This is a genomic window from Candidatus Ruminimicrobium bovinum, from assembly GCF_902760015.1.
Lineage (GTDB): Bacteria > Elusimicrobiota > Endomicrobiia > Endomicrobiales > Endomicrobiaceae > Ruminimicrobium > Ruminimicrobium bovinum.
In genome coordinates, this window is the sequence record NZ_CACWEU010000046.1 from 1 (window position 1) to 14,441 (window position 14,441).

The window sequence follows — 14,441 nt, forward strand, 5'->3', positions numbered from 1 at the left end:
AAAAATTTGCAGCAATATCGGCGGAAGTTTTAGCGGGAAATAAAATAAAAGTTTTATTATGTAACAGAAATACGCCTACACCGGTTATAGCTTATGACATTGTTAAAAATAAACTTGCCGGCGGAATAAATTTTACGGCAAGCCACAACCCGCCGGAATATAACGGTCTTAAATTTTCACCTTCTTGGGGCGGACCGGCGTTACCGGAAACTACACAGGTGATAGAAAAATATTGTCAAAAACTAAGTATAAAAGATGTTAAAAGTATTTCTTTGGAACAAGCTTTAAAAAATAGAACCGTTCAATATTATGACCCCAGACCTGCATACCTGAAAAGAATAAAAGAACTTGTTGATTTCAAGTTGTTGAAAAAATCAAAAATGAAAGTTGCCGCGGATATTCTGCACGGAACAGGGGATGATTATTTGGATACTTTACTTGAAGCTGCAGGAACAAAATTAAAGGTTTTAAATAAGCAAAGAGATGTTTTATTTGACGGTCATTCACCCGAACCCAATGAAGCAAACCTTAAAATTTTAAAAGCGATAGTGAAAAAAGAATCTTATAAAATAGGTTTGTCCGTTGACGGTGATGCCGACAGGTTCGGTATTATTGATTCCGACGGAACTTTTATAACACCTAATCAGGTAATTCCGATATTGTTATATCACTTGAATAAAACAAGGGGCTGGAAAGGTGTTGTTGTAAGAAGTGTTATGACAAGCCACATGATAGATAAACTTGCCGCAAAACTTGGTATAGAAGTTAAGGAAACTCCGGTCGGTTTTAAATATATAGGCGATATTCTTACTCAAAGACCTAATGATTTTATAATAGGCGGTGAAGAATCAGGCGGTTTAACTATAAGAGGACATGTTCCAGAAAAAGACGGTATAATAGCTTGTATGCTTATGGCGGAAGCCGTTGCCGTTAATAAAAAAACATTGGCTGCATTGTTAAAGGATATAACAAAATTAACGGGACCTGTATTTACCGAAAGACAAAATTTCCGTCTTCCTTCCGAAACAATGGAAAAATTTAAACAAACTTTAAAACAAAAAACACCTGAAAAAATAGCAGGTATGAAAATACAAAAAGTAGTTTCCGTAGACGGTTATAAATTTATAATAGACGATGATACTTGGATAGGTTTCAGGTTGTCCGGAACGGAACCTATAGTCCGTTTATATGCGGAAAGTTCTTCCAAAGATAAACTTAAAAAACTTGTTTCCGCAGGAATTAAATTTATAAACGGAAAATAGAACAAAATGCAAAGTATTTTTTTGTCTCAGCTGTCGTTACTGTTGTCATTGCGAACCGACGAAGTCGGTGTGGCAATCTGTAAAATTTAGTTGAAATGTTGAAGGGGTAAAATGAAAACTTTTTTTAAAAAATATTTTGTTGCCGGGCTTTTGATACTGCTTCCTTTGTGGCTTACGTTTTTTGTGTTCATGTTTATTTTTAATTGGACCAGCAGTTTTTCAATGCCGTTTTTCCATCCGATATTAAAACATTTTACCGATGATGCAAGTTGGATTTTATTTTTGGCAAAAGTTTTAAGTTTCTTTTTAACACTTTTAATAATATGTTTTGCCGGTTTTCTTGCTACAAATTTTATCGGTAAAAAAATATTTAAAATATTTGAAAATATTTTGGAAAAAATTCCGGCAATAGGTTCAATTTATGCTCTGTTTAAAAAGTTCACTTCTTTTTTTTCCAACGGAAGTATGAGTAAAGATTTTCAAAAAGTGGTATTTGTTCCTTTTCCGAATAAAGATTCCTATTGTGTAGCTTTTTCAACGGGTAAAAAAGTTGTCAACGGAAAAAATTTTATAACAGTTTTTATGCCTACAACACCAAACCCTACAACAGGTTTTTTACTTTTGATAAAAGAAGAAGATGTTATTGAAAGCGAATATTCGGTTGAGGAAGGAATTCAATATATAATGTCGGCAGGTATAATAGCCCCGGAGTCCAAGTTAAATGTTAAAAAAAATTTCGGAGAATAAAAATGGCAATATATAAAGCACCCAGAGGAACACACGATATTTACGGCAGAATTGCTTTAGGTTTGGAAAAACTTGACGAGTATGCAAGAACCGTTTTTAAAAAACATAATTTTAAAGAAATAAAAACACCTATGTTTGAAGATGCCGCTTTGTTTACAAGGTCAATAGGTGAAGCTACCGATATTGTTGAAAAAGAAATGTATTTGTTTCAGGATAAAAAAGGAAGAAATTTGGCTTTGCGCCCGGAAGGAACGGCTTCTCTTGTTCGTGCATATATCGAACATCGGCTTGATATGGAAGAGCCGGTAGGTAAATTTTTTTATTGCGGTGATATGTTCCGTTATGAAAGGCCGCAGGCGGGAAGATACAGACAATTTTTACAAATGGGTGCGGAATATTTAGGTAACCCCAATCCTAATGCCGATGTTGAAATAATACTTCTTGCAAAAGAAATACTTTCAAAATTAAATATAACCGATGTTGTAATTCACATAAATTCTTTGGGTTGTGATAAATGCAGACCGGTTTTCAGACAAAAACTTGTGGAATATTTTTCTTCGATACAGGATTTATGTGATGATTGTAAAAGAAGATTGGAAAAAAATCCTTTACGGCTTTTGGATTGTAAAATTGATAGCCGAAAATTTCAAAATGTTCCTGCAATGCAACAATGTTTATGCCAAGAATGTAATGAGCACTTTAATAAAGTTCAGCAACTTTTAAAAACAGTTGATTGTTCGTATGTTATTGACGATAAATTGGTAAGAGGGCTTGACTATTACACAAGAACCGTTTTTGAAGTTCGTTCGTCGGCTGTCGGTTCTCATGATGCAATTTGTGCAGGCGGCAGATATGATAACCTTGTTAAAGAACTCGGCGGGCAGCAAATACCGAGTGTGGGTTTTGCATTAGGTTCGGAAAGAGTTTTACTTGCTGCCGAAAAAACAAACTTTTTTGACAATATAAAAACAAACGATATCGTTTTTGTTGCCGTTGCCGATGAATTTTTATTTGATAAGGCATTTGCTTTTGCAAATGATTTATTGATAAATAAAAATAATATTTGCTCTAAATTAAATTTGCCGGAAAAAATAACAGTTGAAGGCCCTTTATATAATAAATCTTTAAAAGCTCAATTTAAGTTAGCCGATAAAATAGGTGCCAAGAAAGTGGTAATTTTAGGTAATGACGAACTTGTAAAAAATCAAGTTGTCGTTAAAGATATGCAAACCCAACAACAAGAATTAATCAGTTTATGAACATTGAAATAAAAAAACTTTATCGGTTAATGCAAAATTGTAAGTTATGCCCGAGAAAATGCGGAGTTAACAGAATAAAAGGACAAACGGGTGCATGTAGAGTATCAAATCAATTAAAAGTTTCAAGTATCAATTTACATTATGGGGAAGAACCTCCCGTTTCGGGAACGAAAGGTTCCGGTACAATTTTTTTTACAAACTGCAATTTATCCTGTGTTTTTTGTCAAAATTATCCCATAAGCCAATTAGGTAACGGTAACATAATTACACCCGAAGAACTTGCCGAACAAATGATAAAACTTCAACAAAAAGGTGCAAATAATATAAATTTGGTTACACCTACCCATGTCTATCCTATGGTTGCAGAAACAATTTTTATTGCAAAACAAAAAGGTTTAACTATACCTGTATTATCAAATTGCGGCGGTTATGAATCGGTAGAAGTTTTGGAACTTATGGAAAATTTTATAGATATTTATATGCCGGATATGAAATATTCAAACAACGAAAATGCCAAAAAATATTCGGGCATTGATAAATATGTTGAAAACAACAGAGCTGCAATAAAGGAAATGTTCAGACAAAAAGGAAATTTAAAATTTGATAATAATGAGTTGGCAACAAAAGGTATTTTGATAAGACACCTTGTTTTACCGAATAATATCGCAGGTTCAAAACAAACTTTTGAATTTATTGCAAATGAAATTTCACAGGATACTTATGTAAGTGTTATGGCTCAATATCATACCGCAAACAAATCTGCCGATATAACGGAATTAAACAGAAAAATAACACAAGCCGAATATGATGAAGTTTTGGATTGTTTTCACGATGCAGGTTTACATAACGGTTGGCTTCAAGAACTTTAATTTTAATTATAAATTCATACTTTTTTACTTCGCAAATTTAAAATTATTATTATTGACTTTTGTTTTATAAAAAAATATAATAAACGGATATTATAATTAAGGAGTATAGCAATGAAAGAAGGTATTCATCCTAAATATGTTGAAGCAACCGTAAGTTGTGCTTGCGGTTATACATTTAAAACCCGTTCAACAAAACCTAATATTAAGTTGGAAATATGTTCAAATTGTCATCCTTTCTTTACTGGGAGACAAAAACTTATAGATACAGCCGGAAGGGTTGAAAAATTCCAAAAGAGGTTTATTGCTACCGAAGGTAAAACCGTTGTTAAAAAGAAAACGGTTAAAAAAGTAGAACCGAAAAGAAAAAAGTTATCTAAATTGTTGACATCTACACCTAAAAAAACAAAAGCAGCTGCCGCAGCAGCAAAAAAAGAAGCAAAGAAAGAAGATAAAAAAGCAAAGTAAATAATATAAAAAATGGCAGAGTTAACTTACCTAAAAAGTTAATCTGCCATTTTTTTTAATTTCTGTTGATTAGTTGATTATATGTTATTGTTAAACTTCTCGGCTGTAGTTATGTTATTTCGATGGCTGTCAGTGAGGATAAATTTGTAGCTTGTCGTTGCATTTGACGTTTGTAGTTTAAACTTTAAGCTCTGAGCTTTTCAGTTTCTAAGCTAAAAATTTTTCGGAGAAAAATTTTTATAATGTTAAAAGAAAAACTTGAAGAAATCAATAAAAAATTTTTGGAAATAGAACAAAAACTCGGTGACAGTAATATAATTGCCGACCAGCAGCAGTATAAAGCTGTTTCAAAAGAACATTCCTACTTAGAACCTATAGTCGAAAAATCAAAACAATATCTTAAAGTTTTAAAAGATATAACGGAACTTGACGAATTGAAACAATCGGATGATAAAGAAATGAGGGAAATGGCCTTTGCCGAATATGATGACACTGTTGCAAAAAAAGAAACACTTGAAAATGAAATCAGATTATTGCTTATACCTCCCGATCCGCATGAGGACAGGGATATCATCGTCGAAATAAGGGCAGGAACAGGCGGTGAAGAAGCAGCTTTGTTTGCAGGTGATTTGTTTAGAGCATATACAAGGTTTACCGAAAGAAACGGCTGGAAGTATGAAATTATAGACAGTAACCCGACAGGGCTTGGCGGCTATAAGGAAGTTGTTTTTTCCGTATCCGGCAATAAGGTATGGAAATATTTTAAATTTGAAAGAGGAACACACAGAGTTCAAAGGGTTCCCGAAACCGAAGCTTCCGGCAGGGTTCATACATCTGCAATTACCGTTGCTGTTTTACCGGAAGCCGAAGAAGTTGATGTTGAAATAAAACCCGAAGATTTAAGGATAGATACTTACAGGGCAAGCGGTGCCGGCGGACAACACGTTAATAAAACCGACTCTGCCATAAGAATTACATATTTACCTACGGGGCTTGTGGTTTCGTGTCAGGACGAAAGAAGCCAAATAAAAAATAAAGCCAAAGCAATGAAAGTGTTGAGAGCAAAACTTTATGAAGAAAAAATGCTTGAGCAGGAAAAGCAACTTTCAAGTGACAGAAAACAGCAGATAGGTTCCGGTGACAGGTCTGAAAAAATAAGAACATATAACTTTCCTCAAAACAGAATTACCGACCACAGAATAGGTTTCAGTGTTTATAATATTACCGAAGTTATGGACGGAGATTTAACAGAACTTATAGAAAAACTTATCTCATGTGAAAACGAAGAAAAACTTCAGAAGGCAAATATATAAAATTGCCTTCGACAATTTTGAAGAATAGAAGTAAAGTAAAATAAATCTTTTAGTTCGTCATTGCGGGATCGCTTTAGCGGTCGTGGCAATCTATATTTTTTGGATTATAGAGTTATTGGATTATAGGGTTATAGGTTAGTTTTTTTTGTTTTTGTAGTTTAACCAATAACCCCATAACCATATCACCTTATAACCTACTTGTCGTTATAATTTCTCGGCTAATAAAATGAAAACAGTCTTTAATCTCTTACAACAGGCAGAAAAATATTTAACATTACATAATATTGAAGAAGCAAAACTTGATTCGGAAGTTTTGCTGTGCGGTGTTTTAAATATAACAAGAAGTAATCTTTTTTTGTTAAGAGATAAATCCTTAACCCCACAACAATACATAAAATATCAAACATATATCGAAAGAAGAATTTCCGGAGAGCCCGTAAGTTATATTTTAGAAAAAAGTGAATTTATGGGCTTGAATTTTTTTGTGAACAAAAATGTTCTTATTCCGAGGCAGGAAACCGAAATTTTAGTTGAAGAAGTTATAAAAACCGTAAAACAAAATGATAATTTAAAAAGTTTGCTTGATATCGGAACAGGTTCGGGGTGTATTCCCGTTTCCGTGTGTAAATATTGCCCTGATATTTCGGCAGTTGCCGCAGACATAAGTTCGGCAGCACTTGAAGTTGCAAAACAAAATGCAATTTTAAATAACGTAAGCGCCAAAATTATTTTTAAAAAATCCGATATGTTTGGTGATATTTCAAAAAAATTTGATATAATTACATCCAATCCGCCATACATTAGTGAACGGGAATTTAAAACGGTTCAAAAAGAATTATTGTTTGAACCTAAAGAAGCTTTGGTTGCATCCGATGACGGATTGTTTTTTTATAAAATAATTTCAGATAATTTAAAAAATTTTTTAAATGAAAACGGATTTGCTTTTTTTGAGTTGAATTCTAATATATCAAATAAAATAAACGGTTTGTTTGAAAACAAAGGATATAAAAATATAAAAATTATAAAAGATTATTCCGGTCTTGACAGGGTATTGGTAATACAAAATGGATAAAATAATAATAAACGGCGGTAAAAAACTTAAAGGAACGGTTAAAATTTCAGGTTCTAAAAATTCCGCATTACCGATATTATTTGCAACATTATTGACTGATGATAAATGTAAAATAACAAATGTTCCTACGCTTGCTGATATCAAAACCACAATAGATTTTTTAAATTTTATAGGCAAACCTTCAACAAAAAAAACTAATGTTGTAACAACCGGTATTTCATCAAAATTAGCTTCGGTTGCTCCTTATGATTTGGTTCGTAAAATGAGGGCAAGTGTTTTGGTTATGGGCCCTTTACTTGCACGGCTCGGTAAGGTTGATGTTTCTCTTCCCGGCGGATGCGCAATAGGTGCAAGACCGATAGATATTCATTTGGATGCTTTTAAACAAATGGGTGCAAATATCGAACTTAAAGAAGGTTATATAAAAATGTCTGCTCCAAAAGGTTTAAAAGGTTGTGATATTGAACTAAGGTTTGCAAGTGTCGGTGCAACCGAAAATATTTTACTTGCAAGTGTTTTGGCAAAAGGAACTACAAGAATTATCAATGCGGCCAAAGAACCGGAAATAGAAGATTTGGCGGATGTTTTAAATAAAATGGGTGCTAAAATTACAGGCGCCGGAACTAAAATAATAACCGTGGAAGGTGTTGATAAACTGAAAGGTTTTACTCATTCGGTTATACCTGACAGAATTGAAACCGCAACATATATGATAGCTGCCGCAATAACAAAAGGTGATATTACTTTGTTAAATACTAATCCTAATCATATAAAGGTAATTATAGATAAACTTATTGAAGCCGGCCTTTCGGTTAAAGTTTTCGGGGATACAATAACTGCAAAATGGGTTAAAGAGTTAAAACCTGTTAATATAAAAACCGAAATTTACCCCGGTTTTCCTACTGATGTTCAGGCGCAATGGATGGCATTAATGGCAACCGTAAACGGAAATTCAATAATAGAAGAAACGGTTTTTGAAAACAGATTTTTACACGTCGGGGAACTTCAACGCTTCGGTGCCAATCTTCAAATAGAAGGGAAAACCGTTTATGTTACCGGTGTAAAAAAGTTTTCGGGTGCTCCGGTTATGGTGTCTGATTTACGTGCAGGTGCCGCACTTGTTTTAGCGGGGCTTTTTGCCGAGGGACAAAGTAAAATTTTAAGAATTTACCACCTTGACAGGGGCTATGAAAGGTTGGAAAAAAAGTTTACTAAATTGGGTGCGAACATAAAAAGAATAAAATAATTTTGATTTAAGTTGTTATTTTTGCTATCATTATAAAAGTTTGATTTCATCATTTTTGGGTTGAGAGTTTGGTGTTGAGAGTTGCATTGTTGGACATTAATTAAGGAATAATTTGTTATTTAAACTCTAAAGTCTAAACTGCCTACCCTAAACTAAAAAATCGCATAGCGATTTTTTTAAGGAGTATATTATGAAAAAATTTTTATTAGGTTTTTTAATAACCGCACTTTTTATTACGGGTTCTTATGCTGCGGAAATTGATTTGGTTCCTCTTGTCGGTATGGATTTGGACGGAACATTTAGAAGCGATTACGAAGTTTATCCTTTAGGGCTTACTTTTGGCGGTGAAGCAAGATATCATCTTAGTAATTATTTTTCCGTTGCTGCCGGTTTTGAGTATTTGGTTAAAAGAACAATAAAAAACACAACTGAATTGATACCCAACGAAAATTATAAAAATCCCGGCGATCCTTATTATGACGGTGAAAGAGAATGTTATTATTCCGATAAAACTTTTTCGTTTTTACCGGTATATGCAAGTATTTTATTTTATCCTGCAGGAAATTACGGGGAATATAAACCGTATATCAGGGGTGATTTCGGATATAATGTTATTTTTGCGATAAGCAGTCCCGAAAGCAGTTCCCCCGGAGTTTATTACGGCGGTGCAATAGGTTTTGAATTATATGAAACATATCTTATGGAAATAAGTGCTTCATGTTGTATGGGTAACGATAATAACGAAGAAATAACTTATAAAAAAATAGGTTTTAAAGTCGGTTATAAATTTACGTTATAAAATTTGCTTTGCAAATTTTTTAAACTCTAAACTGTCAGCCCTAAAATAAAAAATTGCAAAGCAATTTTTTTAAAAGGAATAAAAATGAAATTAACACAAATTTCTCAGTGGAAAACATTAAAACAACATTACGAAACGGAAATGAAATCCGTTCATTTAAGGCAGTTGTTTAAAGACGAAAAAAGGTTTGATAAATTTAGTATAGATGATAAAAAACTCGGTATATTCTTCGATTATTCCAAAAATATAGTAACCGAAAAAACAATAAATTTATTGCTTGATTTGGTTAAAGCAAGTGATATTGATACGTGGAGAAAAAAAGAATTTTCCGGTGAAAAAATTAACTGGACCGAAAAACGTGCCGTTCTTCATACGGCTTTAAGAAATATGTCAAATGAGCCGGTTTATGTTGACGGCAAGGATGTTATGCCTGAAATAAAAAAAGTTCTTGAAAAGATGAAACAATTTACCGAAAAATTAAGAAGCGGTAAGTGGCTCGGTAAAACAGGTAAACAGATAAAGTCGGTAGTTAACATCGGTATAGGCGGTTCGGATTTAGGTCCCAGAATGGCTTGTGAAGCATTAAAATATTATGCCGACGGACCGAAAGTTTATTTTGTGTCAAATATAGACGGTGCCGATATTTATGAAGTATTAAAACAATTGGATCCGGAAACCACCCTTTTTATAGTTGCTTCAAAAACATTTACAACACTTGAAACAATTACAAATGCAAATACGGCAAGAAAATGGATAGTTGATGCATTGGGTAATGATGCCGTTAAAAATCATTTTGTTGCATTGTCTACCAACAAAGAAAAAGTTGCCGAATTCGGTATTGATACCGATAATATGTTTGAATTTTGGAATTTTGTCGGCGGAAGATATTCTTTGTGGTCTGCAATAGGTTTACCGATAGCTTGTGCAATAGGTTTTGATAAATTTAAACAAATGCTTGAAGGTGCTTATGAAATGGATTGTCATTTTAAAACTGCACCTGTTGAAAAAAATATTCCGGTTATAATGGCAGTGCTTGGAATATGGTATAACAATTTCTTTAATGCACAGTCTTATGCCGTATTACCTTACAGTCAATATTTACACAGATTTACGGCATATTTACAACAAGCCGATATGGAAAGTAACGGTAAAACAATTAACAGAGACGGTCAAAAAGTGGATTACCAAACGGGGCAAATTCTTTGGGGCGAAGCGGGAACTAACGGACAACATTCTTTTTATCAGTTAATACATCAGGGAACAAAAATGATACCTGCCGATTTTATAGGTATAGTTAATCCTCCGGAAGTTGTAGGTGATCATCACGATAAATTAATGTCAAATTATTTTGCACAAACGGAAGCCCTTGCTTTCGGGTTGGAAAAAGAAAAAGTTATAGAAACTTTAACGAAAGCCGGTTACAGTCAGGAAGATATTCAAATGCTTACTCCTCATAAAATATTTGACGGTAATAAACCGACAAACTCAATTTTATTAAAGGAACTTACACCTAAAAGTTTGGGTTCGTTAATTGCAATGTATGAACATAAAATATTTGTGCAGGGTATTATTTGGCAGGTAAACAGTTTTGACCAATGGGGTGTAGAGTTGGGAAAAGTTTTGGCAAAAGTTATTTTGCCGGAATTGAATTCAAATGTTAAAAATAAACATGATAATTCAACAACAGGTCTTATAAATAAGTATTTACAAAACAAAATTTAAGTTCTATTGCTTTTTACTGCTAAATTTTAATAAAATATAAATAATGTCAAGTTGAAATAAAATAAGTTTTAATAAAAAATTAGGAGGCCGTTAATTATGGTTTTGGATTTGAAAGACGTGTATCTTACATCGTGGAATATTTTTAAGAAAAGTTGGTGGCAGTATATCATTGTTACTTTAATTTTGATGGCTTGCATGTTCGTTCCTTATGTAGGTTCTATTTTGCAGTTCTTTATGATGTTGCTTGTTTTAAATGCTGCTTTAAAAGCTGTTAAAGGTGAAGATATAAGCTTTTCAAGTTTTTTTGATTTTAAAAAAGTTTTTACCGTTAAGTCAATAATTTTTGTTGTTATATTTGCAGTTTATTCCTTTATTATGCAAATGGGTGTTGACAGTGTTGTAATTTCTTTAATACTTGCTGTAATAGGTATTGCTATAAGTATCATTTTTTATCCTATAATGTGTGTTATTATAGATAAAGATTTAAATGTTAAAGATACTATTTTACATGCAGCTACATTAACAAAAGGTGTTAGGTTTGAAATTGTAATAGTTATGATTTTGAATTTATTTATAGGTTTTTTAGGTGTTTTGTTGCTTATCATTGGCGTATTTGTTGCATTACCTGTAATAATAGCAACAACAGCGGTTGTTTATTCTGTTTTGGAAAAGAAAAATTCGGCACCTGTAACCACTGCCGAATAGAAGAATGTAAGATTGGAAGATTTGAATAATAGAAACAAAGCGGATGTCATTCCGGACTTGCTCCGGAATTCAAGTTCTTTTAGGTTATTGGGTTATAGGTTGTTTGTAGTTTTTATTGTTTAAATTTATAATCTTATAACCTTATCATCCTATAGCTTGTTGTTGTCGTTAACCTCTAAGCTTTCAGCTATAAGCTGTTGTCAATAAACTTTTCAGCTTATCAGCTGAAAAATTTGCTTTGCAAATTTTTGGGTTGCATTTTTTTGAATTATGGGGTATAATATAAGGGTATGGTTCTAACTAAAACTTTTTACCAAATTATAACTTGGTTTTTAGTTGGTTTTATGTTGTTGACAAACTTAGTCAACTTAACAACGAACCAACAGGTAAATAGTTGTGTATCAAATGCTTATTCGGCAACATCTATATCGGAATATTATACTTCGGTTGTTGACGGCTCAATTAAACTTATAACGAATTTTGTAGTAAAAATTACAAACGGACATATAAATGTAAATACTGCAAATGCTGCCGTGCCTTCCAAGCAAAATAAAAATGAAAGTAAATCTGATGTTGCGTTGGCAATTTTAGCTGCTTCCGATTATAAGAATATCAATACTTTTTATGATACATCCGCAGGTTATGCTTTAGTTTCAAATTTTGTTTTTGATAAAGTTGTTTTTTTGACGAGTTCGGTTTTAAATTTTTTCGGTATAATTTCTTTATTTTTGATTTGTTTATTCGGGCTTGCAAGAAGTGATACCGAAGATAATAATATAAAAAATAATAATATAGTTAAATTCCGTCTTGTGTAGTTTCAAGACGGAATTTTTTATTTGGGGGTAAATTATGAAATTCAAACTTTTAAAAATCTTAAACATTAAAAAAACGGTTGCCGTGGCAACAAGTTTATGTTTTTTGTTTACAATGGTTTTTGCACAGGGTTTATCTGCCGCAATTACTCCGGCACCTGTTCCTGCAATAAACCAGAAAATATTTAAAAGTATTGAAGATTATTTACTTCCGTTCAGTGTCGGCAGAATTACCGATGCTTTATACACCGGCGGTGATGAAATTATTATAAATATTCAAGACCTTCACTCCCATGCACAGGCACAAAGAAATATAAGCAATATTTTATCAATACTTGATAAAAAATACGGTTTAAAAAATGTTTATGTTGAAGGCGGTATAGGTCAGGTTGATACAACTTGGCTTACTTCAATTGCCGATGAAAAACTTAAAGAAACAATTTTAAACAATATGCTTGAAAGCGGCAGGCTTACAGGCGGTGAATATTATTCCGTAGAAACAAATAAAAGTAATTTATTGTTGGGTATAGAAGATAAAACTACATATATAAATAATTTAAAAAGGTTAAACGAAATTTATTCCAAAAAACAGGAAATTTTAAAGTATATATCTTTCTTAAAATATACATTAAATGAAATTTCAAAAAAATATTATTCAAGAGATAATTTAAAATTAAACAGAGTTATATCAAAGCATAAAGAAGGTAAATTAAGTGCGGAAAAATATTTTACATATTTACTTGAAACAGCACAAAAAGCAAATGTAAATTTAAGGAAATATCCAAGTATAGTAGCTTTCTTACAGGTTTTAAAGAAACAAGACGGTTTGGACACAAAAAAAGTAAATTTGGCAATAGCCGAATTATTGAACGATTTAAAAAGTCAGCTTCCTTATGACCAATATCAAGCATTGCTTGCAAAAGTTTCCGATAAAAATAAAGAAACTGAATTTTACTTTGATTTATATAAAGTTGCAAAAGAAAAAGGTTTACTTGAAAAATCCGATTATAGAACTTTACTTTTATTCTTTGAATATTTATCTTTAAACCAAAATTTAAATCCCGTTAACTTAACACTTGAAGAAAACAGTTTGTTGCAGGAATTAAATGTTAAATTATCACAAAATCAAAATGAAAAAGATATTTATTTCTTACAAAATTACCTTGAATATTTTTCCGGTTATTTAACAAATAAATTAACAGCCGATGAATACGAATATTTCATAAACAATATGACAAGGTTTAAATTGTTATGGAAAAAATATGTAGATATTAACGGCATCATTGAGCTTGATTCATATTTGAATTTATTTAACGATTTTTATAAAGATAATGTTGAAAGAAACAGATTCTTTATTAAAAATATTATAGGGCAAATGCCTAACCAACCTAAAGAAGGTATAAGAATAAAATCAAATATTGCCCATGCACAAAAAGTTTTGGACCAACTTTCAAAAACAAAAAAAGTTAAAGTTGTTATTACCGGCGGTTTCCATACTTACGGTTTTACAAAATTGTTACAGGATAAAAATATAAGCTATATTGTTATTACCCCTAATGTAAAACAACAAACCGTCAGTGCCGATGTTTTATATGAAAATATTTTTAAAGAACAAGTTTCTGCTTTATATAACACACTCCAAAAAATGCTCGTTTCTCAAATAGGTGAAAATGCTATTTTAAATAGTGATCTTCTTGAAGCACTTAATGCTACAAAGTTAACGGCACAGGCAATAAGTATATTAAATAAGGCTTTGGCAGACAACGGTCAGAACGTTAAAGTTACAAATTTACAATTTGAAAAAGAAAAAGCTACTGTTTATTTAGATAATGGTGATAAGAGAGAAATAATTTTAAAATCGGAACAAGAGCAAACCGAAAAAGAAAAAGAAATATCTTCACAACTTGATAAACAAAATGGAACAGATTATAAATCATTTAATAAAATTACAAGTTTAAGCAAAAGGATAAGGGAATTAAACAGAGCAGAAAACAAAGATTTAGAAGAAATTCAAAAAGTTGTAAATGATTTAAGGAATGAACTTGGAAATGTAAGAGCCGATTCTCCTTTAACGGATTATGCTCGTCAATTTAACAACATGGACAAAATTTTCAGCAAAGAAAATGTCGTCCTTATCGGACCTTCAGGTTCAGGTAAATCTACAACTGTT

At 32.0% G+C, this 14,441-nt stretch carries 13 protein-coding genes; all 13 read left to right on the plus strand.

Annotated elements, in window-relative coordinates:
* A partial coding sequence (locus ACMUOV_RS01580; RefSeq protein ID WP_413853124.1) for a phosphoglucomutase/phosphomannomutase family protein occupies positions 1–1,262 on the plus strand: 1,262 nt, incomplete at its 5' end.
* 111 nt (positions 1,263–1,373) lie between these two features.
* Positions 1,374–2,009, plus strand: coding sequence for a DUF502 domain-containing protein (locus tag ACMUOV_RS01585; protein WP_413853126.1), 636 nt, complete (start codon positions 1,374–1,376; stop codon positions 2,007–2,009).
* 2 nt (positions 2,010–2,011) lie between these two features.
* The gene (gene hisS / locus ACMUOV_RS01590) at positions 2,012–3,268 is read left to right on the plus strand and encodes a histidine--tRNA ligase (RefSeq protein WP_413853128.1); all 1,257 of its coding nucleotides are present in this window, start codon (positions 2,012–2,014) and stop codon (positions 3,266–3,268) included.
* Positions 3,265–4,137 (plus strand): radical SAM protein, encoded by an 873-nt coding sequence (locus ACMUOV_RS01595; protein WP_413853130.1) that lies wholly within the window; start codon positions 3,265–3,267, stop codon positions 4,135–4,137. The genes hisS and ACMUOV_RS01595 overlap by 4 nt, the downstream gene beginning before the upstream one ends.
* A gap of 111 nt (positions 4,138–4,248) precedes the next feature.
* Positions 4,249–4,602, plus strand: coding sequence for a 50S ribosomal protein L31 (gene rpmE, locus ACMUOV_RS01600; protein ID WP_413853132.1), 354 nt, complete (start codon positions 4,249–4,251; stop codon positions 4,600–4,602).
* 242 nt (positions 4,603–4,844) lie between these two features.
* Positions 4,845–5,915, plus strand: a complete 1,071-nt coding sequence (gene prfA, locus ACMUOV_RS01605; protein ID WP_413853134.1) for a peptide chain release factor 1 — start codon at positions 4,845–4,847, stop codon at positions 5,913–5,915.
* 226 nt (positions 5,916–6,141) lie between these two features.
* A complete protein-coding gene (prmC, locus tag ACMUOV_RS01610; RefSeq protein WP_413853136.1) occupies positions 6,142–6,987 on the plus strand; it encodes a peptide chain release factor N(5)-glutamine methyltransferase in 846 nt (281 codons plus the stop codon).
* Positions 6,980–8,233 carry a UDP-N-acetylglucosamine 1-carboxyvinyltransferase gene (murA, locus tag ACMUOV_RS01615; RefSeq protein WP_413853138.1) on the plus strand — a complete coding sequence of 418 codons (1,254 nt, stop codon included), beginning with the start codon at positions 6,980–6,982 and terminating at the stop codon, positions 8,231–8,233. The genes prmC and murA overlap by 8 nt, the downstream gene beginning before the upstream one ends.
* 190 nt (positions 8,234–8,423) lie before the next feature.
* Positions 8,424–9,032: a hypothetical protein gene (locus ACMUOV_RS01620; protein ID WP_413853140.1), complete on the plus strand. Its 609-nt coding sequence runs from the start codon at positions 8,424–8,426 to the stop codon at positions 9,030–9,032.
* Positions 9,033–9,116: 84 nt separating this feature from the next.
* Entirely contained in the window at positions 9,117–10,754 is a 1,638-nt protein-coding gene (pgi, locus tag ACMUOV_RS01625) for a glucose-6-phosphate isomerase (protein ID WP_413853142.1), read from the plus strand.
* A 96-nt stretch (positions 10,755–10,850) separates the two neighbouring features.
* Positions 10,851–11,459: a hypothetical protein gene (locus ACMUOV_RS01630; protein WP_413853144.1), complete on the plus strand. Its 609-nt coding sequence runs from the start codon at positions 10,851–10,853 to the stop codon at positions 11,457–11,459.
* A gap of 290 nt (positions 11,460–11,749) precedes the next feature.
* A complete protein-coding gene (locus ACMUOV_RS01635; RefSeq protein ID WP_413853146.1) occupies positions 11,750–12,274 on the plus strand; it encodes a hypothetical protein in 525 nt (174 codons plus the stop codon).
* 34 nt (positions 12,275–12,308) lie between these two features.
* Positions 12,309–14,441: hypothetical protein (locus tag ACMUOV_RS01640; protein WP_413853148.1), on the plus strand; the 2,133-nt coding region annotated here is incomplete at its 3' end.